Source organism: Streptomyces sp. NPDC052721 (assembly GCF_040678315.1).
Lineage (GTDB): Bacteria > Actinomycetota > Actinomycetes > Streptomycetales > Streptomycetaceae > Streptomyces.
In genome coordinates this window covers 113,539-135,677 of the sequence record NZ_JBFATL010000016.1, presented here as the reverse complement: position 1 = coordinate 135,677, position 22,139 = coordinate 113,539, and the positions used below count along the sequence as shown (strand labels likewise).

Sequence of the window (22,139 nt, the reverse complement as noted above, 5' to 3'; positions counted from 1 at the left end):
CCTCATCGGAGGAGCTCTGCATGAAGCTGTCCGTCCGTTTTGTTGGGTTCACCGCGCTCGCCACCGCCCTCGTCGCCGCCTGCGCGCCCCAGACCTCCGGTACCTCCGCCTCCGGCAAGGACGAGAAGACCGGCACCGTGCGCGTCTGGCTCTTCCAGGAGGTCGACAACCAGCCCAAGCAGCGGGTCGTCGACGCGGTGATCGCCGGCTTCGAGAAGGCGCACCGCGGCACCGACGTCACCGTCGAGTACATCCCCGTGGAGACCCGCGCCCAGCGCGTCAAGGCGGCCTTCAACGACCCGGATTCCGCGCCCGACGTCATCGAGTACGGCAACACCGACACCGCCGGCTATGTGCGGGACGGCGGACTCGCGGACGTCACCCGGGAGTTCAACGCCTGGAGCGAGGCCGAGGACACCGATCCGACCGCCCGGCAGTCGGTCACCGTGGACGGCAAGGTCTACGGGGCACCGTACTTCGTCGGCGTCCGCGCGCTGTACTACCGCACCGACGTCTTCCGCGAACTCGGCCTCCACGCACCGAAGTCGCAGGCCGGGCTGATCTCCGCCGCGCGGAGGATCCGGGCCGCGAAACCCGGCCTGTACGGCCTGGCCGTCGGCGGTGCCTACACCTACGGAGCGATGCCCTTCATCTGGGCCAACGGCGGTGATCTGGCCACAAAGAAGGGGGGTGCGTACTCCTCCGCCATCGACAGCCCGGCCGCCCGGAAGGGCATCGAGGCGTACACCTCCCTCTTCGGCGACGACAACTGTCCCGCCGCCAAGTGCGCGGGCATGGGCGGCAACGACACGGTGACCGCGTTCGCCTCCGGGAAGGCGGCCATGGCGATCGGCGGCGACTTCAGCCACGCCGCCGTGGAGGCCGGGAAGGTCAAGGGGAAGTACGCGGTGGTGCCGCTGCCGGGGGTGAAGCCCGGCTCGATCGCGCCGGCGTTCGCGGGCGGCAACAACATCGGCGTCCTGAAGAGCACGTCGCACCGCACGCTCGCCGTGGACCTGATGAAGCGGCTCGCCTCGAAGACGACGCAAGGGGAACTCTTCGACGCGATGGGCTTCCTGCCGACCTTCACGGACGTACGGCAGCAGGCCGCGGCCGGGAAGCCGTACGTGAAGCCGTTCGTCCAGACACTCGCCGCCGGCACCAGGTTCGTACCCGCCTCGCCCGCCTGGGCCCAGATCGACTCCTCACTGGTGCTGCCGACCATGTTCCAGGAGATCGTCAGCGGCAAGAAGGACGTGGCGGCGGCTTCCGCCGACGCTGCGAAGAAGATGGACGACGCGTTCGGAGCCGCCAGGTGAGCCGGGTGACGGCGCCTTCGGCAACGGGACGTGTGGAGCGTCGGCGCGTGCGGGCGGTTCGTGGCGCGTCGCGCCCACGCGGCGGTAGCCGCGCGGCGAACGCAGCCTCGGGCCGCTCGGGTGGGTGGACGCCCTGGCTCTGTCTGGCACCCGCTCTGCTCGTTCTGGGTGGCCTGCTGGCCTACCCCGTCTACCAGCTCGGCCTGATCTCGTTCCTGGAGTACACCCAGGCCCAGGTCAGCGGCGGGGAACCCACCCGCTTCCGGGGCCTGGCCAACTACACCGAGCTGTTCGCCGACGACCAGTTCTGGCAGGTGCTGCTGGCGACGGTCGGCTTCGCGGCGGCCTGTGTGGTCTGCACACTGGCGGTGGGCTGCGCGCTCGCCGTCCTGCTCACCCGGGTCCGCGCGGTCCCGCGGCTCGCTCTCATGCTGGCCGCGCTGGGGGCGTGGGCCACACCGACCATCACCGGCTCGACGGTCTGGCTGTTCCTCTTCGACCCCGACTTCGGCCCGGTCAACCGTCTCCTGGGCATCGGCGACTTCTCCTGGACCTACGGCCGTTACAGCGCCTTCCTCCTGGTCCTGCTCGAAGTGGTGTGGTGCTCCTTCCCGTTCGTGATGGTCACCGTCTACGCCGGCATCCGCGCGGTGCCGGCCGAGATCCTGGAGGCCGCCGCGCTGGACGGCGCCTCGCAGTGGCGGATCTGGCGCTCGGTACTGGCGCCGGTCCTGAGGCCGATCCTGGTCATCGTCACCGTCCAGTCGGTGATCTGGGACTTCAAGGTCTTCACCCAGATCTACGTGATGACGGGCGGCGGCGGCATCGCCGGGCAGAACCTGGTCCTGAACGTGTACGCGTACCAGAAGGCCTTCGCGTCGTCGCAGTACAGCCTCGGGTCCGCGATCGGCGTCGTGATGCTGCTGATCCTGCTCGCGATCACGCTCGGATATCTGCGGCTGCTGCGCCGTCAAGGGGAGGAGTGGTGAGTCTTATACACGGTCCGGCGGTACGGCGGCCCTGGCGGCTCGCCGCCGAGGTGACGGCGCTGCTGGTCGCCGCGGTCGTCGCCTTCCCCCTCTACTGGATGCTGCTCGGCGCGTTCAGACCGGCCGGGGAGATCGAGTCCACCGAGCCGAGGCCCTGGACGGCGTCGCCTTCGCTGGACTCCTTCCGGCGCGTGTTCGAACAGCAGGAATTCGGCCGGTACTTGGTCAACAGCCTCGTCGTCGCGGTGAGTGTCGTGATCGCCTCCGCGCTGATCGCCTTCCTCGCCGCGACCGCCGTGACGCGGTTCCGGTTCCGCTTCCGGACCACCCTGCTCATCATGTTCCTGGTGGCCCAGATGGTGCCGGTGGAGGCGCTCACCATCCCCTTGTTCTTCCTCATGCGGGACCTCGGTCAGCTGAACACGCTCGGTTCCCTGATCCTGCCGCACATCGCCTTCTCGCTGCCGTTCGCGATCTGGATGCTGCGCGGGTTCGTGAAGGCCGTTCCGGAGTCCCTGGAGGAGGCCGCGTACCTCGACGGGGCGAGCCGCGCCCGCTTCCTGTGGCAGATCCTCCTCCCGCTGGTACTGCCGGGCCTGGTGGCCACGAGCGTGTTCTCCTTCATCTCCGCCTGGAACGACTTCCTGTTCGCCAAGTCGTTCATCATCAGCGACACTTCGCAGTCCACCCTGCCGATGGCCCTGCTGGTCTTCTTCCAGCCCGAGGAGCCGGACTGGGGCGGGGTCATGGCGGCGTCCACGGTGATGACCGTTCCGGTGCTGGTCTTCTTCGTCCTCGTGCAACGACGGCTGGTCTCCGGGCTGGGCGGAGCGGTGAAGGACTGACCCGCTCCGAGCCCTGCCGCGGTGGCATGTTGAAACGACAATCAAGAAATGCGACAAAACAGCATTAAACGGACATGCCTCTCGGTAAATCGGGCAATCGGGTGGGTGTCGAAGCGACCGCAACACCCACACCACCGGCATGTGACCTGGAGCAAGCCATGATCATCAAGAAGATGCACGAGATGGGCATCCGCAGCGAACACGCCTACATGGCCGGCATGGCCTCCATCGGCCTCACGGTGGCCGCCTGGATAGGCTCCCTGAAGATGGAACCCGGCACCGGCCTCGACCGCGCCGACCGCTGGGGCATCTTCGTCGGCGAATGGGCACCCACCTTCTTCGGTCTGGGTCTCGCCCTCTCCCACTACGAACAGCAGGACGGCACCCTCACCGCCGCCAACGTGCACGAGCTCCGCGAACGGCAGAAGGCCGGCTGAACGCGTCGGGGACAGCGCCGCCACGGCGGGGCGGCGCTGTCCCGGCGCCCCCGCTCGACGGCGGGGACCCCCGACCGACGCGGGAACCCGTGTCCGGCCGCCGACGTGGGAGGATGGGGAGATGGGCATCCTCCGCAGGAACAACGTCCGGGTCATCGGGCCGAAAACCGGTCGGACCATGATCCTCGCGCACGGCTTCGGCTGTGATCAGAACCTGTGGCGCCTTGTGACTCCCGGCCTGGCGCGGCACTTCCGCGTCGTGCTGTTCGACTACGTCGGCTCCGGCCGCTCCGACCTCACCGCCTGGCAGGAGGAGCGCTACGCGACCCTGGACGGCTACGCCCAGGACGTGGTGGACGTGTGCGAGGAGCTGGACCTGCGGGACGCCGTGTTCGTGGGCCACTCGGTCAGCGCCATGGTCGGCGTCCTGGCCGCCGCGGCGATACCGGACCGGATCGGCTCCCTGGTCATGGTGTGCCCCTCACCGTCCTACATCGACGAGGAGGACTATCGCGGCGGCTTCACCGCGGCGGACATCCACGAGCTGCTGGAGTCGCTGGAAGCGAATTACCTCGGATGGTCCGCGGCCATGGCCCCGGTCATCATGGGCAACCCCGACCGGCCGGAACTGGGTGCGGAGCTGACCAACAGCTTCTGCGCCACCGACCCGGACATCGCGCGCGTCTTCGCACGCACCACGTTCCTCTCCGACGCCCGCCAGGACCTGAAGACGGTGACCGTCCCCACCCTGGTCCTCGAATGCGAGCAGGACGTCATCGCGCCCCGGGAGGTCGGGGCGTACGTCCACGCCGCCATTCCCGGCAGCCGCCTGATCACGCTGGCCGCCACCGGCCACTGCCCGCAGCTGAGCGCTCCCGAAGCCACCGCGCAGGCGATCACCGCGTTCGTGGAAGAGCTGGGCTGATGTCCGGTACCGGCCCAGCTCCTCGACCCCCCGGGGAGACACGGCCACACATCGGTACGGATGTCACCGCCCTGCTGGAGGACAGTACGGAGGAGCTGTACGAGTCCGCCCCCTGCGGTTACCTGTCCACCCTGATGGACGGCACCATCGTCAAGGTCAACAAGACCCTGTTGGGCTGGCTGGGCCTCTCCCGGGAGGAGGTCGTGCACCGCAGGCACTTCGCCGACCTGCTGACCGTGGGCGGCAAGCTGTACCACGAGACCCACTACGCACCGCTGTTGCGCATGCAGGGTCATGCGGGTGGTATAGCGCTGGACATGAAGGTCGCGGACGGGTCCCGGCTTCCGGTGCTGATCACATCGACCGTGAAGCGCGGCGCCGACGACCGTCCCCTGCTGATCCGCACGACCGTCTTCGATGCCACCGACCGGCGTTCCTACGAGACCGAGCTGCTGCGCGCCCGACGCGCGGCCGAGGAGGCCCGCCGCCAGGCGGAGGCCGACCGTGAGCAGCTGCGCGAGGCACTGGCCGTACTGCAGCAGAGCCTGCTCCCGGCCGTTCTTCCGGCGGTGCCCGGCGTGGAAACCGCCGCCTACTACCACACGGCCTCCCCGATACAGCTCGGCGGTGACTTCTACGACCTGTTCCCCCTCGGCGACGACCGCTTCGCGTTCTTCCTCGGGGACGTCTGCGGAAAGGGCCCGAAGGCCGCGGCAGCGACCTCCCTCGTCCGCTACACCCTGCGCACCGCGGCTCTGCACGCGCTCGATCCCGAAGCCGTTCTGTCCACCCTCAACTCCGCACTGCTCGAACGCTACGCCGGCGCGGACCCTCGTTACTGCACCGCCGTCTTCGGCACCCTGGAGTCCGAAGGGCAGAATGTCCGCGTCCTGCTGGCCTCCGGCGGACACCCGCCCGCGCTGCTTCTGCGGGCGGACGGCCGGGCCGAGTACCTGCCGACGCCCGGGGGGCTGCTGATCGGGGCCTTCCCCAAAGCGTCCTTCACGACGATCCGCACCGCTCTCCACCCCGGCGACACGCTGTTGCTCTACACCGACGGCCTCACCGAGGCGCGCACGGGAGAGAAGAGCGACCTGTACGGCTACGACGCGCTGCAGTCGTTCGCCACCGAGCTGGCCCCCGCGGACCCACGCACCGTGATCGATGCCTTCATCCGCCTGCTCGTCAGCTTCGGCGACGGACTCGACGACGACACCGCCCTCCTCGCCCTGGGACGCCCGCGTCACTCCGGCACCGCCCTGTCCGGGACGATGGCCAGGTGAACGGGTATGCGGCTTCCGGCGGGGCCGAACCGGCGGACGCGCTGAGGGTGCCGCCGACGCCGCGGACCGCGGTGGCGTGGCTGCCGCCGCCGGAGCTCTGGCCGACGATCCAGGAGATCCGCCGGGAACACGATCCGCAGGTACGCCGGTGGCCGCCGCACGTGAATCTGCTGTTCGGCTTCGTACCGGAGGAGGAGTTCGAGCGGGCCCTGCCGCTGCTCTCCGCCGGGGCGGCACGGAGCACGGCGTTCACGGCGCGCCTGGCCGGGGTGCGCTCCTTCCGGCACCGGCACTACGCCACGGTGTGGCTCGACCCGGCCGCGGTCGACCCGGCACCCTGGGCCCGTCTCCACCGGGAGCTGAGGCTGCGGTTCCCGTTCTGTCAGGGACGCGGGGAGCGTTTCACCCCGCATCTTTCCCTCGGCCGCACCCAGGACCCGAACCGCCTGGCCGCCGAGTGTGCCGTGCGGCTCGGTGCGCTGTCGGCCCTGGTCGAGGAGGTGGTCCTGCTCTCCCGGCGCGACGACGGTCCCATGCGCCCCCGGGCGGTGATCACCCTGGGCACGGGCGAGGTGCACCGGACGCGGGAGTACTGAGGTGCCGTCCCGGTGTCCCTCGAACGGAACCGCTCACGGACCACGGCAGCCCGGCCGGGGCGGGCGAAAACCGCTGGCCGTACCGTCCGGCTCGATGCTGGGATGGGGCGATGCGAGTGGACGACACGACGGTGGTGGACCGAGGGCGCTACCCGGACGCGGTGACGCCGTGGGAGCGGGGGTCCTGGCGTACAGCGGCCTTCGACTGGGTGGCCGGCCACCTCACCGCGCACGACCTGCGCGCGGAGGGCGCCCTGGAGGTACGGCTGCGTCCGTGGTCGGTGCTGATCCGGGTGCCGGTCGGGGGGCGGGCGGCCCTCGCGGGACAACGGACTTCCATCGCTGGGCAGGCCGCCGTCTGGTTCAAGGCGAATCCGCCGGCCAGCGCGTTCGAGGGACCGCTGGCCGCCGCACTGGCCCGCTGGGTGCCGGAGCATGTGCTGCGCCCGCTGGCCGTCGACGCCGGGCGCGGCTGGGCGCTGCTGCCCGACGGCGGCGATCTGTTCCGGGCCGTGCTCGACCGGGAGCCGGTCGGGCCGCGCGACTGGGAAGCCCTGCTGGGCCAGTACGCGCGCATGCAGTCCGACCTGGTCCCGCACGCGCCCGAGATCGAGCGGCTCGGTGTACCCGCCGCCCGGACCCTCCTGCTGCCCGAGGTGTTCGACCAGCTGCTGGCCGGGAACTCCGCGCTGGCCCCCGACGAGCGCGCCCAGCTGGAGCGCCTGCGGCCCCGGGTCGCGGACTGGTGTGCCGAACTCGCCTCCGCCGGCATCGCGGACACGCTCGACCACGCGGACCTGCACGACGGCCAGCTGTTCCGGCCGGCACCGGGCCGGTTCACCTTCTTCGACTGGGGCGACGCCGCCGTCTCCCACCCGTTCTGCAGCCTGCGCGTCCCCGTCGAGCGGGCCTGCGACCGCTACGGGCCGCAGGTGCTGCCCCGGCTGCTCGACGCCTATCTGGAGCCGTGGACGGGCGACGGCCGCACGTCGGCGGAACTGCGGCGCGCGGCGGAACTCGCGTGGCGGCTGAGCGCCCTGGGCCGGGCCGCTTCCTGGGGCCGGATGTTCCCCGGCACCTCCGGCGGCGCCGAGCCGGGGGCCGCGGAGAGCGCCGCGTGGCTGCTGGAACTCCTGGTCGAGCCGCCGTTCCGGGCCGGCTGACCGCTCCCCTGGCGGGGCGCCGGTCACGGCAGCGGGGTGCCGCCTGTCGCGTTGAGGATCTCGGCGGTGATGTAGCTCGCCTGGGGCGAGGCGAGATACACATAGGCGGGGGCCAGCTCGGCGGGCTGGGCCGGGCGGCCGAGGGGGCTCTGCTTACCGAACTCCGCCGTGTCGGGCATGGTCGACGGGATGAGCGGGGTCCACACGGGTCCCGGCGCGACGGCGTTGACCCGGATGCCGCGTTCGGCGAGCATCTGGGCCAGCCCCTGGGTGAAGGTGACGATCGCGCCCTTGGTCATCGCGTAGTCCAGCAGGTGCGGACTGGGCTTGTACGCCTGCACCGACGTGGAGTTGATGACGCAGCCACCGGCCGGGATGTGCGGCAGGGCGAACTTGGTGAGCCAGAACATCCCGTACAGGTTGGTCCGCATCACTCGGTCGAACTGCTCGGTGCTGATCGCCTCGATGCCCTCGGGCTGGGACATCTGGTAGGCGGCGTTGTTGACGAGGACGTCGATACGGCCGAACTCGGCGACCGCCCGGTCGATCAGCGACCGGCAGTTGTCCTCGTCGCGGATGTCGCAGGACACCGCGAGCGCCTTGCGCCCCGCGTCCTCCACCAGCCGGGACGTCTCGCGGGCGTCCTCCTCCTCGTCGGCGAGATACGTGAAGAGCACGTCGGCGCCTTCGCGGGCGAAGGCGAGCGCCACCGCCCGGCCGATGCCGGAGTCCCCGCCCGTGATCACGGTCTTGCGGCCGTCGAGACGGCCGGCGCCGCGGTAGGACTCCTCGCCGTGGTCGGGCGGCGGGTCCATCGGGCCGGTCCAGCCCGGGTGCGGCTGGTCCTGGGAGGGGAAGTCGGGGCGGGCGTGCTGTGTGACCGGGTTCGGACGATCACCCTGCTGGTCCGTCACGGTGGCCTCCTGCGTCTCGGGGGACGGGACAGGCCACCGGGTTCCCTCCTCGCGACGGGCGAAAAGCGGACGCGCGCCGGTCAGGTCGTGGACGCGTCCGGGCCGCCGGTCCGCATCCGGTCCCTGCGGGCGAGGTTGTAGATCCGCAGGAGGTGCTTCGCCACGGCACAGGGCGCGGCATCGGCGTGGCACTGGCGGCAGGTCCGCATGTGCTGCTCGTAGGTGAAGCGCGCGTTTTCCAACGCGTCGTTGACAGAAGACATGGACTTCTCCGGGCAGGGCGCGTCGCGGGGACGGCGCCGAGTTGACTGACTGGTACACCCGGAACCAGGTGATCATGTTACTGCCGGTACTGGGAAACTCGGGGGTCCTTCGCTCCGGCGGGGCCGAAGCCGACGTTCCGCTTCCTCGGTGTCCCGGGTGATCCGGTACGCACGGCCGGCGACCCAGGCCAAGCCCCGCTCGGAGCCGAGGCCGCCCGGCGGGCGGTGCGCGAACCGGCGGACGAGGACGGCGCCCACATCGTGCTGACCATGGCCGGGACCCAGGTCCTGCCGGCCGTCACCGACACCTGCGAGAAGGCAGCGGTGCCCTGCGTGTCCACCACGTCCCCCTGGCAGGCGTACGTGCCCGCCCGGGCGTCGACCCGGCCCACCGCTTCCGCCGGACGTATCACTGTTCGGCTCCGATCCCTGTTCGGCTCCGATGTGCCCTGGCTGCCCGTGTCCCTGGCCGGTCTGCTGTTTCGAGTGGTCGCGCCGGCTGGGCGGTGACCGGGCCGCCCGCGCCTGGCGGCTGCGGGACCTGCGGGAGGCCGGGGCCACGGTCGCCCTCGGCTCGGACTGGCCCATCGCGCACTACGACGTGCGGGCCGTGCTGGCGACGGCCCGCCGGCCCAAGGGCGTGGCGGCGCACCGGCCGGGCCTCACGGCGGCACAGGCGCTGGAGGGCTGCACCAGCCATGCGGCGGCCGCCGCCGGTGAGGCGGACGTCGCCGGCCGGATCGCGCCCGGTTGCCGCGCCGACCTCACCGCGCTGTCCGTGGATCCCGTGCAGGCGTCCGCCGAGGAACTCGCCGACGCGCCAGTGGTGTTGACGGTGACCGGGGGGCATGTGGCGCACCGGGACCCGTCGGCACCGGGTTGGTAAGATCGTCGTACGGCACCGCGTGTCGGTCACCGGCCGGGTGAGGCATGGAGGTGCCTGTGAGATTGCCTTCGGAGGCATTCCACTCATGTCAGTCGAGTTGAACCACACCATCGTCCACGCCCGGGACAACCGGGAGTCCGCCGCGTTCCTGGCCCGCGTCCTGGGGCTGGAGGTCGGACCCGAGTGGGGCCCGTTCGTCCCCGTCGCCACGAGCAACGGGGTGACCCTGGACTTCGCCACCATCCCGGCGGAGTCGATCGTCATGCAGCACTACGCCTTCCTCGTCTCCGACGAGGAGTTCGACGCGGCCTTCACCCGCATCCGGCAGGCCGGTGTCACCTACTACGCCGATCCGCACGGAAAGCAGCCGGGCGAGATCAACCACCACCACGGCGGCCGAGGCGTGTACTTCATGGATCCGGCCGGACACGGCATGGAGATCATCACTCGTCCCTACGGCAGCCACCCGCAGCCGGCCGAGTCCTGAGCGAGCGGGCGGGCCGTGGCCTCGGTCCCGGCCCGTCCGGCCGGCCGCTCCGCGTGGCGGCACGGCACACTGTGGGGGTGAACGACCACCCCCTGGCCGGCCAGGACCCCGCACCCGAGCGGTACGGCCGGCTGCGGGTACAGACCGGCGACCTCTCCCCCGCCGACTGGCTGACCGGACCGGGACAGGGCACGTTCGGCACGGTGGCAGGCGTCACCGCGCCGGGCTCCGCCGCCTACGCACGGATCCTGCACCCGGCCCACCTGGACGAGCGGCCGGTGCGCTGGTCGGCGGTGGCCGCCGCCCACGGGGCGCGCGTCACACCGGTCACCCGCTGGCACGAGGTCATCGGGGCGGACCAGGACTACGTCAACCGCTCCGACCACGGCCTGCTAGGCGTGTGGGACGAGCATCCCGGGGAGGGGCCGACCCCGCCGGATGTCGCGCGGGCGCTGCTGCCGGTCCTGGCCCGGCACACGGGGACCCAGGACCGGTGCTGGTTCGGGCTGTGGAGCGGGTACGGCCGCCGGGACTGGGGCCGGTTACGGACGTTCGCGACGCCGGGCCGGGACGAGATCCTGCTGGCCGGCCGGCTGGCCGACGCCGTCGCCCCGGTGGCCCTGGACGAGTTCGCCGAGCTTCCCGACCTGTGGTGGCCGCAGGACCGCGCCTGGATCGTGGGTGGAGACGTGGATCTGGTGAGCACCTACGTCGGCGGGTCGCCGGAGCTGATCGCCGACCTGCTGGCCGCGGCGGACCGGGAGGTCCAGCCGGTGTCCCCCGGCGACCTGGTCGGCTGAGCGACCGCTTCGAGATCATGGCATGGTGAACAGTGGTGGAAAGCGCCTTCCCCCGCTGACTGAATTCCCGCAGGGCTGCCCGGAGTTATTCGCCAGGGGCGAGGGCGCGGGCGACGATGGCCGCCGCGTCGGCGATCAGCGCCTCGTCCACCGGGGCGTCCGGGGTGCTCTTGCCGGACAGGACCGCCAGCACCAAGGGCGTCCGCCGGGTCGTCCAGACCACGCCGATGTCGTTGGCGGTCGCGTAGTCGCCGGTACCGGTCTTGTCCGCCACGACCCACTCCTTCGGCAGCCCCTTGCGGAACCGTGCCGAGCTGGTGGTGGTGCCCTTCAGCCAGCCGACGAACCGCTCTCGGTCGACGCGGGCCAGCGCCCGGCCCAGGGTGACGCGCTCCAGGCTCGTGGCGATCGCCTCCGGGGTGGTCGTGTCGCGCGGATCCCCGGGGATGGCGGTGTTCAGCTCCGGCTCCCACCGGTCGAGCCGGCTCACCCCGTCGCCGAGCGACCGGTAGAAACGGGTGAGACCGGCCGGGCCGCCCAGTTCCCGGAGCAGCAGGTTGCCGGCCGCGTTGTCGCTGTACTGGATCGCCGCCGCACAGAGGTCGGCCACGGTCATGCCGGTCGCCAGGTTCTCCTCCGTGCGCGGGGAGTTGGGCAGGATGTCGTGCGGCGGATAGTGCACCACCCGGTCCAGCGGCGCGCGATCGGCCTGGTCACGCAGGACCGCCGCGGCGGCGAACGCCTTGAACGTGGAGCACATCGCGAACCGCTCCCCCGCCCGGTGGGACACGGTCCGCCCGGTACGCACGTTGCGCGCGTACACGCCGAGCCGGGCGCCGTAGCGTCGCTCCAGCTCGGCCAGCTCAGGGTGTCCGGCGCGCGACTCGGCGCCCGGGCTCGCGGAGGCGGCGGGCGCGGACAGCGCGGTGGTGGTCATGGCGGCGCCGGTGAACGCGAGGCCGGCCTTGATCAGGCGGCGGCGCGGCAGCCGGATGGGGCGGTCGAGGTCGCTCATGCGTGAAGTCCTCCCAGGTCGGCCCGTCATCGGGGTTGGTCTTCGGCGTCGGTTCCGGCGTCCGTCTTCGCCGGCGGCCGTCGACGGGGACAGCGAAACAGCGGGGACCCGCTCATGTCCAAGAGAGAACTTTGAAGGTCCCATGCCGAATTGATATGAGTGCAGGGTGGATCTCCTGGCACACCTAGAGGCGTATGTGGCGACAGCGGACGAGGCGAGCTTCTCCCGGGCGGCCGACCGGCTCGGGATCGCCCAGCCGCTGCTCAGCCGCCGTATCAAGACGCTGGAGGAACACTTCGGCGGCTCGCTCTTCGACCGGTCCCGGCGGCAGATCGCGACCACCGAACTGGGGATGCTGCTGCTCCCGTACGCCCGGGACGTGCTGGACCGGGCCCAGCGGTTGCGGCAGGTCGCCCGCTCGGCCCGGCGGTCCCGGGTGTGCGCCGTCGGAGTGCCCGCGGACTGCGCCCCGGCCGCGCTGGCCCGGGCCATCCGCGCCGGCACCGAGCACGGGATCACCCTCGGCATGCGGGAACTGCCGCCCCTGGAGCGGGCTTCCGGGCTGGCCGACGGCTCGCTCGGGTACGCACTGGTGCGGGCCGCTCCGGAAGAGGCCGCGTTCCGGGTGCCGTTGGGGCTGGCGTCCGCGCCGGGGCCGGAGGGCGGCGGGAGCGGGGGCTCGCGGCGTACGGTCCACCTGGAAGAGCTACGGCCGCGCCGCGGTCGCGGTGCCCGGCCCACGGCCCCGGCACCGCTGCTGCTCCTGACGGAGGACCAGCTGCCGTCCTTCGAGGACCGGTTCCTGCGGGCCGCCGCGCGCGCCGGTCTGCCCGAGAGCCGGATACGGCCGGCCGGGCCGGCGGCCACCGCGCTCGCCGAGACACTGGCCGGGAGCGCGCTGCTGCTGTGCGCCGAGCCGTTCGCGCGGCAGCACGGGGCCCCGTGGACACCCCTGGCCGACCACGCCCTGCACCGGGGGTACGACGTGAGCGCCGCCCCGGGCCGCGACGGCTCGGAAGCCGTGCCGAGCTGGCTGGTCACGCTGCTCGCGGCGGCTGTGGGCGCGGTACCTGCCGGGCGTCGGGGCCCGGGGCTGGGGGCCGGTGGCGAGGACGTTCGCGCGCGGCTGGCGGCTCGCGGATGAGCGGAGCAGGGGGCCCGCGGATGAACACAGCAGGCGGCTCGCCGATGGACACGGCAAGGCGCTCACCGATCAGCACGGCACCGGTGCACCGGCCGGTGTACGTCGGCGACGACCGTGCTCTTCTCGAGGTCGCCGAGGCCATCGCCGCGGACTGGGCGGCGCTCGGCGTCCGGGGCTCCTTCCTCGCCCGGAACCTCGGCACCGGTGAGCAACTCGGCTTCGGCATCGAGGAGTCGACTCCCCTGGCGTCGGTGGTGAAGGTCCCGCTCGCCCTCGTCGTGCTGGACCGGATCGCGAACGGGGACCTCGACCCCGCGCACCCGGTCACGGTGGACCCCGGCACCAGCAGCGTCGGCCCCACCGGGCTCGCCGCCTTCCGGTACCCGGCCACCGTGGCCGTCGGCGACCTGCTCACGCTCATGCTGTCGGTGAGCGACAACGCCGCCGCGGACGCGCTGCTCGACCTGGTGCCGGTGGCGGACGTCGACGCGCGATTGGGCGCCTGGGGCTGTGACGGGATCCGGGTGCGGCACCGGATGAACCACCTGTACGAGTGCGCCGCCGGTGTCGCCGGCAACGACTTCTCCCTCGCCCTCGAACTGGCCGTCCGGGACGAGGGCACGGGCCGGCACACCATCGAGACCCTGGATCCGGCTCATGCCAACACCGGCTCGGCCGCGGCGCTCGTCGGCCTGCTGGAGCGCGTGTGGTGCGACGGGATCGCCGGTCCCGGGGCGACGGCGGAGCTGCGGCGGCTGATGGGGCTCCAGGTGTTCACGCAGCGGCTGGCGAGCGAGTTGCGGACGGACACGCTGCGGTGGAGCGGGAAGACGGGCACGTTCCTGCATCTCCGGCACGAGATCGGGGTCGTCGAGGCGGAGTCCGGGGAGCGGGTGGCCATCGCCGCGCTGACCCGGGCGGGGCGGCGGGCGGGGCTGGCTGCGGACATCGACCTCGCGATCGGGGTGGCGGGGCGGGAGGCGTTCGAAGCGCTGCGGACGTAGGCGGCTGCCACGCGTCAGCGCCGTGGGGGGCGGGTCGTCGTACGGCCCCGGGCCGGGTGGTCCGGCCGCGCCCACGCGGCGGAGCCGCACAGGAACACAGCCCCGCGCCCCTGGGGGCGTTGTCCGACCGGCGTTACGGGACATCGGTCAGGGCAGCGCGGGCGGCACGCCGGTGACCGCCGAGGGCGCTCCGGTCGCGGGCATCGGTGTCGCGGGCGCTCCGTCGGGCGACCTGGACGAGCGGTACGCGCGGGCGGGCGCGGCGGCGCTGGGCCGCTGACGCGCCCGGCCCCGCCGGACAGCAGGACGTCCGGGCCCGCCCAGCGGGGCGGACCCGGACGTCCTGTTCAACGGGTCAGGCGAAACGCGAACGGTCGGTCAGACGAGGTCGAAGCGGTCCGCGTCCATGACCTTGTTCCAGGCGGCGACGAAGTCCTTGACGAACTTCTCCTTCGCGTCGTCGCTGGCGTAGACCTCGGCGAGCGCGCGCAGCTCGGAGTTGGAGCCGAAGACGAGGTCGGCGCGGCTGCCGGCCCACTTCACCTCGCCGGTGGCGGCGTCGCGGCCCTCGAACGTGGTCTGGTCCTCGGAGGTCGCCTTCCACGTCGTCCCCATGTCGAGCAGGTTGACGAAGAAGTCGTTGGTGAGGACGCCGGGCGTCGTGGTGAGGACGCCGAGCTGCGACTGCTGGTGGTTGGCGCCGAGGACGCGCAGGCCGCCGACGAGGACGGTCGTCTCCGGGGCGCTCAGGCCCAGCAGGTTCGCCTTGTCGAGCAGCAGGTACTCGGCCGGCAGGCGGTTGCCCTTGCCGAGGTAGTTGCGGAAGCCGTCCGCGGTCGGCTCCAGCGCCTCGAAGGACTCGACGTCGGTGTGCTCCTCGGTCGCGTCGACACGGCCCGGCGTGAAGGGCACCTGGATCTCGTAGCCGGCTTCCTTGGCGGCCTTCTCCACCGCGGCGGCACCACCGAGGACGATGAGGTCGGCCAGGGAGACCTTCTTGGCGCCGGAGGAGGCGTTGAACTCCTGCTGGACGTTCTCCAGGGTGCGCAGCACCTGGGCCAGCTGGTCGGGGTCGTTGACCTCCCACCCGCGCTGCGGGGCGAGGCGGATGCGGGCGCCGTTGGCGCCGCCGCGCTTGTCGCTGGCGCGGAACGTCGAGGCGGACGCCCACGCGGTGGTGACCAGCTGGGACACGGACAGGCCCGATTCGAGCAGCTTGGTCTTCAGGGTGGCGATGTCCGCGTCGTCGATCAGCTCGCCTTCGCGCTCCGGCAGCGGGTCCTGCCACAGCAGCGTCTCCTCCGGGACCTCCGGGCCGAGGTACAGCGACTTCGGGCCCATGTCGCGGTGGGTCAGCTTGTACCAGGCGCGGGCGAAGGCGTCCGCGAACTCGTCCGGGTTCTCGTAGAACCGGCGGGAGATCGGCTCGTAGATCGGGTCGAAGCGCAGCGCCAGGTCGGTGGTCAGCATCCGCGGGCGGTGCTTCTTCGACGGGTCGTGCGCGTCCGGGATGATCTCGGGGGCGTCCTTGGCCACCCACTGGTGGGCGCCGGCCGGGCTCTGCTCCAGCTCGTACTCGAACTCGAACAGGTTCTTGAAGAACCCGTTGCTCCACTGGGTCGGGGTGCTGGTCCAGGTGACCTCCAGGCCGGAGGTGATGGCGTCCCCGCCCTTGCCGGTGCCGTAGGTGCTCTTCCAGCCCAGGCCCTGGTCCTCCAGCGAGGCGGCCTCGGGGTCGGGGCCGACGTGGTCGGCGGGGCCGGCGCCGTGGGTCTTGCCGAAGGTGTGGCCGCCGGCGATCAGGGCGACGGTCTCCTCGTCGTTCATCGCCATGCGGCGGAACGTCTCACGGATGTCGCGGGCCGCGGCGATCGGGTCCGGGTTTCCGTTCGGGCCCTCGGGGTTGACGTAGATCAGGCCCATCTGCACGGCGGCGAGCGGGTTCTCCAGCTCGCGGTCGCCGGTGTAGCGCTTGTCGTCCAGCCAGGCAGTCTCGGGACCCCAGTAGACGTCCTCCTCCGCCTCCCAGACGTCCGCACGGCCGCCGCCGAAGCCGAAGGTCTTGAAGCCCATGGTCTCCAGGGCGACATTGCCGGTGAGGATCAGCAGGTCGGCCCAGGAGATGCTCTGGCCGTACTTCTTCTTGACCGGCCACAGCAGACGGCGGGCCTTGTCGAGGTTGCCGTTGTCCGGCCAGCTGTTGAGCGGGGCGAAGCGCTGCTGGCCGGCCCCGGCGCCACCGCGGCCGTCGCTGATGCGGTAGGTGCCCGCACTGTGCCAGGCCATCCGGATCATCAGCGGGCCGTAGTTGCCGAAGTCGGCGGGCCACCAGTCCTGCGACGTCGTGAGCACCTCGGCGATGTCCCGTTTCACGGCCGCGAGGTCGAGCGACTTGAAGGCCTCGGCGTAGTCGAAGTCCTCGTCGAGCGGGTTGGCCACGGCGGGGTTCTTCGTCAGGATCTTCAGATTGAGCCGCTCCGGCCACCACTGGCGGTTGCCACCACCCTGGGCCGGGTACAGGGCCCGGTCATGGGCGACGGGGCAGCCGCCGCTCCCCTCCTCCGACTTCGCGTCAGTGACGATCGCGTCGTGGTTCTCAGTCATGGCAATCCTTCCGAACTGTGCGGAACTCGGTGCTCAGGAACTGCGGCCGGTGGAACAGTCGGGGCACAGGCCCCAGTACACGACCTCCGCCTCGTCGATGGCGAAGCCGTGGTCGTCGGCGGCGGTCAGGCAGGGCGCGTCACCGACGGCACAGTCGACGTCGGCGACGGCGCCGCAGGACCGGCACACGATGTGGTGGTGGTTGTCGCCCACACGCCCCTCGTACCGGGCCGGATGGCCGGCCGGCTCGATACGGCGTACGAGACCCGCCGCGCTCAGCGCGTGAAGGGCCTCGTAGACGGCTTGCAGGGAGATGTGGCCTACGCGATCGCGGACTCCGGAGGCGATCGCCTCGACGCCGAGGTGGTCGCCGTCCCGGACGGTCTCCAGCAGCGCGACGCGGGCTGCCGTCACGCGCAGGCCGGCACCGCGGAGTTCCTCGGCGGTGGTCGGAGTCGGGGAGGCGGTCATGCGGCCGAACCTATCCTCATAAACACGAGGGATTCAAGAAAACGAACGATGCAATTTTGGCCGCGTGTCGTCGCCCGACGTCCACGTCCGCGCCCACCTCCCGCCCCCTACGCCGCTCGCCGTGCCTTTGCTCATGCATGCGCCTTCCGGGCCGGCCGGACGCTGTCCCGGGCATGCCCGCATCATGTTGCCCCGGATGGGCGCGATCCGCGCGGCGAGCCGGACAGTCCTCCGAACCGGTGACTCGGCGCGCGCCGCGAACGCCCGCCGATGCACGCCACAGGGCACACGAACCGATGCACGCCACAGGGCACACGAACCCGTAGAGCACATAAACCCGCCCCAGTGAGAAACTCAGACCCCGTCATCGAGGTGGCCGTCGAGAGGGACGCTCATGGACCTGGACACCGTCGCCGACGAGCTGTACGGGCTGCGACCGGAGGAGTTCGTGGCCGCCCGCGACCGCCGCGCCCTGGACGCCCGCAAGGCCGGTGACCAGGCCCTCGCCAAGGAGATCGGCGCGTTGCGGCGGCCGAGCCTGGCCGCCTGGGTCAGCAATCTGCTGGTGCGCCGGCAGCCGGAAGAGGTCCAGTCGCTGCTCGGCCTCGGCGAGGAGCTGCGCCGCGCGCACCGCGAGCTGAACGGGACACAGCTGCGCAAGCTGGCCCGCCGGCAGAACGAGGTGATCGGCACGCTGGGACGGCAGGCCCGGCAGCTGGCCGCGCAGGCGGGGCATCCGGTGGGCGAGGGCGTCCAGCGCGAGGTCGAGGAGACCCTGCACGCCGCGCTCGCCGATCCGGACGCCGGGCGGGAGTGGGCGGCGGGCCGGCTGGTGAAGCCGCTCAGCTCGGTGATCGGGTTCCCGGCGGCCGACGAGGCCCTGCTCGGCCGCCGGCCCGCTCCCGAGCCGAGGAAGCCCACCCGGGGCAAGGGCCGCGAGGAAGACGAGGGCCGGCGAGAGGACACGGCCCTGCACGAGGACAAGGGCCGAGAGGACGAGGAACAGCGCCGACGCCTCGCCGAGGCCCGCGAGGCCGAGCGGGAGCTGCGCGCACACGAAGAGGCGGCCGACGCCGCCGCGCGGGCGCTGGAGGAGGCCGGCGCGCGGCTGGCCGACGCGGAGGAGGGGGTGCGTGAACTGCGGGAACGGCTGCGGGACGCTGAGGAGGACCAGCAGCGGGCCCGGGCCGCGGAGCGGGACGCGCGGGACCGGGAGCGGCGGGCCGGCCGTGCGGTCAGGGAGGCCCGGCGCCGGGCCGAGAAGGCCGCCGCACGGGTGGAGCGGCCGGCCGCGGGTGCGGGTTCTCGCGGCTGACGGCGTGGCTCTTCGGGCGAGCCGAAGGGGACCGGTCCGGTACCGGCCCCCTTGGCGACGGAACTATCGGCCGTGACCACCTCCACCGTGACCGCCACCGCCGTGACCGCCTCCGCCATGACCGCCTCCGTAACCGCCATGACCTCCATGGCCGGATCCGTCATGGCCGTAGCCGCCGTGACCATAGCCCCCGTGACCGTATCCGTCGTGGTCGTGGCCGCCGTAGTCGTGATCGCCGTACCAGCCCTGGTCATCGACGGTGTGGTGCGCTGCCGCCGGGGACGCCGGAGCGGCGGAGGCCGACGCCGCGGCACCGCCCAGCGCGAGGGCGAGACCCGCCACGGCAGCGAGAGGCCACTTCGCAGAACGCATAACCAGTCTCCTCTGCAGGGTTTCTGAGGAACCATCAGGTGAATCGGACGTGAGGAACCGTCAGACCGGCGGCCCACCAGACGACTTGGGGTGGGCAGCGGCCTGCGCACACGGACATTGGTGCCAGCAATGCCCGTTTCATACCCCAATTTCCTTTTCAACCGTGCGTCGGCCGCGATGAAGGGGCAAGCGCCGAGGGGGGTGGTGGCTCTACCACCCTGAGCGGGGCGCAGCCACGCCGCGCGGCTCCGTCCGTCAGCCGGCGGCGGGCGCTTCGTCGCGCTGTACGACCATCATGGCCATGTCGTCGTGGACCAGTCCGCCCGCGTGGTCGCGCAGGTCGGCGACGATCTCCCGCAGGAGGGGGCCGGGGTCGAGGTCGGACCACTTCGCGAGGCGTTCGGCGAGCGGGTAGAACGCGCCGCCGCTGTCGCGGGTCTCGGTGACCCCGTCGGTGTAGAGCAGGATCCTGTCCCCGTCGTGGAAGGGGAAGGTCGCCGCCGTGTAGGTGGTGTCGGACAGGGCGCCCAGACCGAGCGGCGGGGCGGGGTCGGTGACATGGAGCGCGGTGGCGGTCCCGGACGACCGGCACAGCAGGAGCGGCGGCGGATGCCCGCAGCTGATCATGTGCACCACCGGCTGGTCGTCCGGGATGTCGAGCACGACGGCGGTCACGAAGCGTTCCCCGACGTCCGGGTCGACTTCCGAGAACTCCTGGAGACCCCAGCGGACGGCGTCCTCCACGTAGGCGACGAGTTCCGGCAGCGGGACGGGGCGGTGCGCGGCGGCGCGGAAGGCTCCCAGCACGATGGCGGTGTCACTGATGGAGGCGAGGCCCTTGCCGCGGACGTCCCCGATGACCAGGCGGGTGGAGCGGGAGGTGCGGGCGGCGGCGTAGAGGTCGCCGCCGATGTAGGTGTCGGCCTCGGCACTGTGGTACTCGCCGGCGAGGGACAGCGGTCCGGCGCGCGTGGGGAGCGGACGCAGGACGACACGTTGTGCGGTGTCCGAGACGGCACGCGCTCTGAGCAGTTCCCGCCCGCGCCGGTCCCGCAGGTGGGTGAAGGCGACCAGGAGCGCGCAGAGCGCCGCGAGCGTGCACAGTTCGACCAGAACGCTCTCGGTGACGAGGGTCCCCCGCTCCGTCCCGGCGGTGATCAGCGCGAGGACGGCGAGTGCGCCGACCAGCGCCGTGGGTCTCGGGCCGTAGGCCATGGCGGTGAGCGCGGCGGCGACGACCAGGAGGTGGGCGAGATGGATGTCCGGCGGCAGGAACGCGTCGGCCGTCGGGATGGCGATGACCAGCAGCAGCGGGACGGCCAGCCAGAGCGGGTGATGTGATCCCCGGTTCCAGGCCGGCAGGACCTCGGTGGTGGATGTCTTCGTCGTCGCGGCCGTCACGTCGTGCTCCGGTCCGTGGTGCGGGTTGGCGCGGGATCCGTCGGTAGATCCGCCGGTAGCGGATCCGCCGGTGCGGGATCCAGGTATGGCGCCGCCGTCGATGAGCCGGGTGAGCCATGCGGACAGCAACGCTCGTTCCGCGGGCGTGAACGACCGCGGAGGGTCGCGGCGCAGCAACGCCGACAGGGTCGTGGCGGCCCGCTGCGTGCGTACCGGCGGGGATGAGTCGCCCACGGACATCTCCGGCGTCAGGACCCCGGCCGGCACCACGTCCCTGACCCGCGCCGACAGGTCGGTGTCGGGGCGCATGCGGGGCCGGGTCAGCAGGGTGAGCGCGACGCCGGTGTTCGCCGAAATCACGGTGTCGGCCGCCCGGTCCGGCTCGAGCGCGAGGCGCCCGGCCCGTGCCACGCGCTCCAGCGTGGCGTGCAGCAGCGCGTGCATCTCATCGATCGCCGTGGGTACGCAGGCCGGCCCCGGGGCGGCCACCAGGCGGTACAGGTTGGGGTGCTCCAGAGCGAACCGGGTGTGCTGGTCCCAGCCACGCCGTAGGTCCGCGACCGGATCGGTGGTCGGCTCGGCGGCCCGTTCGGCGGCCAGATACCGCGCGAACCCCTGATCCACGACCGCGGCCAGGAGGCTGTCCTTGTCGCCGAAGAGGCGGTAGATGACAGGCCGCACACCCGCCTTCTCGGCTACGCCGCGGGTGGCCACGTCCCCGGTCGGTGACGCCTCCAGCAGTTCGGTCGCCGCCTCCAGGATCAGCGATCTATTACCCATGTTATCAACGATACCAGGGGACTATTTAATCAGAAGATACTTCTGTTTATTCGGATTTAGCCGGAGAAGAACCCCCTGGGACGGGAGGCGAGGAGCCGTGGCGAGACCGATCTGGACCGGAGTCCTGACCTTCGGGCTGGTCACCCTGCCCGTGGGGCTGTACACCGCCACCGAGGACCACACCGTGCACTTCCACCAGCTCCAGCGCGGTACCTCGGACCGGATCCGCAACAAGCGGGTCAACGAACGCACCGGCAAGGAGGTCTCCACGGACCGGATCGTCAAGGGCTACGAGCTGGACGAGGGCGAGTACGTCGTCGTGGAGCCGGAGGAGCTGGAGGAGATCGCGCCGGGGCGGTCGAAGGTGATCGACCTGGCCGGGTTCGTGGACCTTCACGAGGTCGAGCCCGTCTACTTCGACCGCACGTACTACGTCGGCCCGCGCGGCAAGGAGTACATGAAGGTGTACGAGCTGATGCGGGCGGCGCTGGATCGCGCGGACAAGGCCGGGATCGCCACGCTCACCATGCGCGGCAAGGAGTACCTGACCGCGCTGCGCGCGCAGCCGGCCGTCCTGGTCCTGCACACCCTGCACTGGGCCGACGAGGTACGTGACCCCGCCGACGTGGTGGATCTGCTGCCGGAGCGGCACACCAGGGCGGACAGCAAGGAGCTGCGGACGGCCGGGCAGCTGATCGACGCCCTCACCATCGACTGGGACCCGCGCGAGTACCGCGACACCTACGAGGAGCGCGTCGAACGGCTGGTGGAGGCCAAGCGCAAGGGCGAGCAGATCGTCGGCGAACCGGAGCCGCCGGAGGCGACCAACGTCATCGACCTCATGGAGGCGCTCAGCCGCAGCGTCGAACAGAGCCGGTCCCGGGGCCGCAAGGCCGGCGGCGGGAAGCCCGCCGGCCGGAAGCGGCCCGCTCGCGGGAAGCCGGCCGAGCGGGCGACGCGGACCAAGCAGGCCAGGCGGCCGGAGGCTACCGGGGATCTCGCGTCCCTGTCGAAGGCGGAACTGTACGAGCGGGCGGGTGCCGCGGGCGTACCGGGCCGGTCGAAGATGAACCGCGAGCAGCTGATCGAGGCCCTCGGCCGGCAGGGTGCCGCGGCCTGAACCGGG

The 22,139-nt window shown here is 71.8% G+C and carries 22 protein-coding genes and 2 pseudogenes; 18 read left to right on the top strand and 6 right to left on the bottom strand.

Features of this window, described 5'->3' with window-relative positions; translation table 11 throughout:
- Positions 1-20 precede the first annotated feature (20 nt).
- The 8 genes from AB0L21_RS17935 (at position 21) to AB0L21_RS17900 (ending at position 7,557) form a co-directional block, all read left to right on the top strand.
- Positions 21-1,319 (top strand): extracellular solute-binding protein, encoded by a 1,299-nt coding sequence (locus AB0L21_RS17935; RefSeq protein WP_365784971.1) that lies wholly within the window; start codon positions 21-23, stop codon positions 1,317-1,319.
- A 47-nt stretch (positions 1,320-1,366) separates the two neighbouring features.
- Positions 1,367-2,308 carry a sugar ABC transporter permease gene (locus tag AB0L21_RS17930; RefSeq protein ID WP_365705919.1) on the top strand — a complete coding sequence of 314 codons (942 nt, stop codon included), beginning with the start codon at positions 1,367-1,369 and terminating at the stop codon, positions 2,306-2,308.
- Positions 2,305-3,153 carry a carbohydrate ABC transporter permease gene (locus AB0L21_RS17925; protein ID WP_365784969.1) on the top strand — a complete coding sequence of 283 codons (849 nt, stop codon included), beginning with the start codon at positions 2,305-2,307 and terminating at the stop codon, positions 3,151-3,153. Before AB0L21_RS17930 ends, AB0L21_RS17925 begins: the two co-directional genes overlap by 4 nt.
- 158 nt (positions 3,154-3,311) lie before the next feature.
- The gene (locus tag AB0L21_RS17920) at positions 3,312-3,590 is read left to right on the top strand and encodes a hypothetical protein (protein ID WP_356128968.1); all 279 of its coding nucleotides are present in this window, start codon (positions 3,312-3,314) and stop codon (positions 3,588-3,590) included.
- A gap of 121 nt (positions 3,591-3,711) precedes the next feature.
- Entirely contained in the window at positions 3,712-4,515 is an 804-nt protein-coding gene (locus tag AB0L21_RS17915; protein ID WP_365705915.1) for an alpha/beta hydrolase, read from the top strand.
- Positions 4,512-5,798, top strand: coding sequence for a SpoIIE family protein phosphatase (locus AB0L21_RS17910; RefSeq protein ID WP_365784997.1), 1,287 nt, complete (start codon positions 4,512-4,514; stop codon positions 5,796-5,798). Before AB0L21_RS17915 ends, AB0L21_RS17910 begins: the two co-directional genes overlap by 4 nt.
- Positions 5,795-6,394, top strand: coding sequence for a 2'-5' RNA ligase family protein (locus tag AB0L21_RS17905; protein ID WP_365784967.1), 600 nt, complete (start codon positions 5,795-5,797; stop codon positions 6,392-6,394). The genes AB0L21_RS17910 and AB0L21_RS17905 overlap by 4 nt, the downstream gene beginning before the upstream one ends.
- A 110-nt stretch (positions 6,395-6,504) precedes the next feature.
- A complete protein-coding gene (locus AB0L21_RS17900; protein WP_365784965.1) occupies positions 6,505-7,557 on the top strand; it encodes an aminoglycoside phosphotransferase family protein in 1,053 nt (350 codons plus the stop codon).
- A gap of 23 nt (positions 7,558-7,580) precedes the next feature.
- Here the strand turns inward: AB0L21_RS17900 and AB0L21_RS17895 are convergent, their stop codons facing one another.
- The gene (locus tag AB0L21_RS17895) at positions 7,581-8,471 is read right to left on the bottom strand and encodes an SDR family oxidoreductase (RefSeq protein WP_365705908.1); all 891 of its coding nucleotides are present in this window, start codon (positions 8,469-8,471) and stop codon (positions 7,581-7,583) included.
- 80 nt (positions 8,472-8,551) lie between these two features.
- Entirely contained in the window at positions 8,552-8,734 is a 183-nt protein-coding gene (locus AB0L21_RS17890) for a hypothetical protein (RefSeq protein WP_365784963.1), read from the bottom strand.
- A gap of 225 nt (positions 8,735-8,959) precedes the next feature.
- On the opposite strand from AB0L21_RS17890, the gene AB0L21_RS17885 reads away from it, so the two are divergent.
- From AB0L21_RS17885 to AB0L21_RS17870, 4 genes and pseudogenes are all read left to right on the top strand, one after another.
- On the top strand, positions 8,960-9,244 hold the full coding sequence (locus AB0L21_RS17885; protein ID WP_365784961.1) for a hypothetical protein: 285 nt from the start codon (positions 8,960-8,962) through the stop codon (positions 9,242-9,244).
- Positions 9,219-9,620 (top strand): annotated as a pseudogene (locus AB0L21_RS17880) (amidohydrolase family protein); the annotation flags it as partial. The gene AB0L21_RS17885 and the pseudogene AB0L21_RS17880, both read left to right, overlap by 26 nt.
- Before the next feature lie 85 nt (positions 9,621-9,705).
- Positions 9,706-10,107: a VOC family protein gene (locus AB0L21_RS17875; protein ID WP_365784960.1), complete on the top strand. Its 402-nt coding sequence runs from the start codon at positions 9,706-9,708 to the stop codon at positions 10,105-10,107.
- A gap of 77 nt (positions 10,108-10,184) precedes the next feature.
- On the top strand, positions 10,185-10,907 hold the full coding sequence (locus AB0L21_RS17870) for a hypothetical protein (RefSeq protein WP_365784958.1): 723 nt from the start codon (positions 10,185-10,187) through the stop codon (positions 10,905-10,907).
- An 85-nt stretch (positions 10,908-10,992) separates the two neighbouring features.
- Here the strand turns inward: AB0L21_RS17870 and bla are convergent, their stop codons facing one another.
- Positions 10,993-11,922 carry a class A beta-lactamase gene (gene bla, locus AB0L21_RS17865; protein ID WP_365705898.1) on the bottom strand — a complete coding sequence of 310 codons (930 nt, stop codon included), beginning with the start codon at positions 11,920-11,922 and terminating at the stop codon, positions 10,993-10,995.
- Between the two features lie 166 nt (positions 11,923-12,088).
- Between bla and AB0L21_RS17860 the strand changes: the two genes are divergently transcribed.
- From AB0L21_RS17860 to AB0L21_RS17850, 3 genes and pseudogenes are all read left to right on the top strand, one after another.
- Positions 12,089-13,066 (top strand): LysR family transcriptional regulator, encoded by a 978-nt coding sequence (locus tag AB0L21_RS17860; RefSeq protein ID WP_365784956.1) that lies wholly within the window; start codon positions 12,089-12,091, stop codon positions 13,064-13,066.
- A 20-nt stretch (positions 13,067-13,086) separates the two neighbouring features.
- Positions 13,087-14,070, top strand: a complete 984-nt coding sequence (locus tag AB0L21_RS17855) for a serine hydrolase (protein ID WP_365705894.1) — start codon at positions 13,087-13,089, stop codon at positions 14,068-14,070.
- Between the two features lie 127 nt (positions 14,071-14,197).
- Positions 14,198-14,350 (top strand): annotated as a pseudogene (locus AB0L21_RS17850) (heme-binding protein); the annotation flags it as partial.
- Between the two features lie 98 nt (positions 14,351-14,448).
- On the opposite strand, the gene katG reads toward AB0L21_RS17850, so the two are convergent.
- Both katG and AB0L21_RS17840 read right to left on the bottom strand, forming a co-directional pair.
- Positions 14,449-16,674: a catalase/peroxidase HPI gene (katG, locus tag AB0L21_RS17845; RefSeq protein WP_365784954.1), complete on the bottom strand. Its 2,226-nt coding sequence runs from the start codon at positions 16,672-16,674 to the stop codon at positions 14,449-14,451.
- Positions 16,675-16,707: 33 nt separating this feature from the next.
- Complete coding sequence (locus tag AB0L21_RS17840) at positions 16,708-17,145, bottom strand: Fur family transcriptional regulator (protein ID WP_365705890.1); 438 nt, start codon at positions 17,143-17,145, stop codon at positions 16,708-16,710.
- 394 nt (positions 17,146-17,539) lie between these two features.
- Here AB0L21_RS17840 and AB0L21_RS17835 point away from each other — a divergent pair, with 394 nt between their 5' ends.
- Positions 17,540-18,460: a hypothetical protein gene (locus AB0L21_RS17835; RefSeq protein ID WP_365784952.1), complete on the top strand. Its 921-nt coding sequence runs from the start codon at positions 17,540-17,542 to the stop codon at positions 18,458-18,460.
- 72 nt (positions 18,461-18,532) lie between these two features.
- Complete coding sequence (locus tag AB0L21_RS17830) at positions 18,533-18,859, top strand: hypothetical protein (protein ID WP_365784950.1); 327 nt, start codon at positions 18,533-18,535, stop codon at positions 18,857-18,859.
- 228 nt (positions 18,860-19,087) lie between these two features.
- On the opposite strand, the gene AB0L21_RS17825 is transcribed toward AB0L21_RS17830, so the two are convergent.
- Positions 19,088-21,013, bottom strand: coding sequence for a SpoIIE family protein phosphatase (locus AB0L21_RS17825; protein ID WP_365784948.1), 1,926 nt, complete (start codon positions 21,011-21,013; stop codon positions 19,088-19,090).
- A gap of 97 nt (positions 21,014-21,110) precedes the next feature.
- Between AB0L21_RS17825 and AB0L21_RS17820 the strand changes: the two genes are divergently transcribed.
- Positions 21,111-22,133: a Ku protein gene (locus tag AB0L21_RS17820; RefSeq protein WP_365784946.1), complete on the top strand. Its 1,023-nt coding sequence runs from the start codon at positions 21,111-21,113 to the stop codon at positions 22,131-22,133.
- Positions 22,134-22,139: the final 6 nt, after the last annotated feature.

Excerpts from the sequence above, each read along its gene's own strand:
- katG (WP_365784954.1), bottom strand. The coding sequence starts at position 16,674 with ATGACTGAGAACCACGACGCGATCGTCACTGACGCGAAGTCGGAGGAG.
- AB0L21_RS17835 (WP_365784952.1), top strand. The coding sequence starts at position 17,540 with ATGGACCTGGACACCGTCGCCGACGAGCTGTACGGGCTGCGACCGGAG.
- AB0L21_RS17920 (WP_356128968.1), top strand. The coding sequence starts at position 3,312 with ATGATCATCAAGAAGATGCACGAGATGGGCATCCGCAGCGAACACGCC.
- AB0L21_RS17855 (WP_365705894.1), top strand. The coding sequence starts at position 13,087 with ATGAACACAGCAGGCGGCTCGCCGATGGACACGGCAAGGCGCTCACCG.
- AB0L21_RS17915 (WP_365705915.1), top strand. The coding sequence starts at position 3,712 with ATGGGCATCCTCCGCAGGAACAACGTCCGGGTCATCGGGCCGAAAACC.
- AB0L21_RS17935 (WP_365784971.1), top strand. The coding sequence starts at position 21 with ATGAAGCTGTCCGTCCGTTTTGTTGGGTTCACCGCGCTCGCCACCGCC.
- AB0L21_RS17900 (WP_365784965.1), top strand. The coding sequence starts at position 6,505 with ATGCGAGTGGACGACACGACGGTGGTGGACCGAGGGCGCTACCCGGAC.
- AB0L21_RS17890 (WP_365784963.1), bottom strand. The coding sequence starts at position 8,734 with ATGTCTTCTGTCAACGACGCGTTGGAAAACGCGCGCTTCACCTACGAG.
- AB0L21_RS17825 (WP_365784948.1), bottom strand. The coding sequence starts at position 21,013 with ATGGGTAATAGATCGCTGATCCTGGAGGCGGCGACCGAACTGCTGGAG.
- bla (WP_365705898.1), bottom strand. The coding sequence starts at position 11,922 with ATGAGCGACCTCGACCGCCCCATCCGGCTGCCGCGCCGCCGCCTGATC.
- AB0L21_RS17875 (WP_365784960.1), top strand. The coding sequence starts at position 9,706 with ATGTCAGTCGAGTTGAACCACACCATCGTCCACGCCCGGGACAACCGG.
- AB0L21_RS17840 (WP_365705890.1), bottom strand. The coding sequence starts at position 17,145 with ATGACCGCCTCCCCGACTCCGACCACCGCCGAGGAACTCCGCGGTGCC.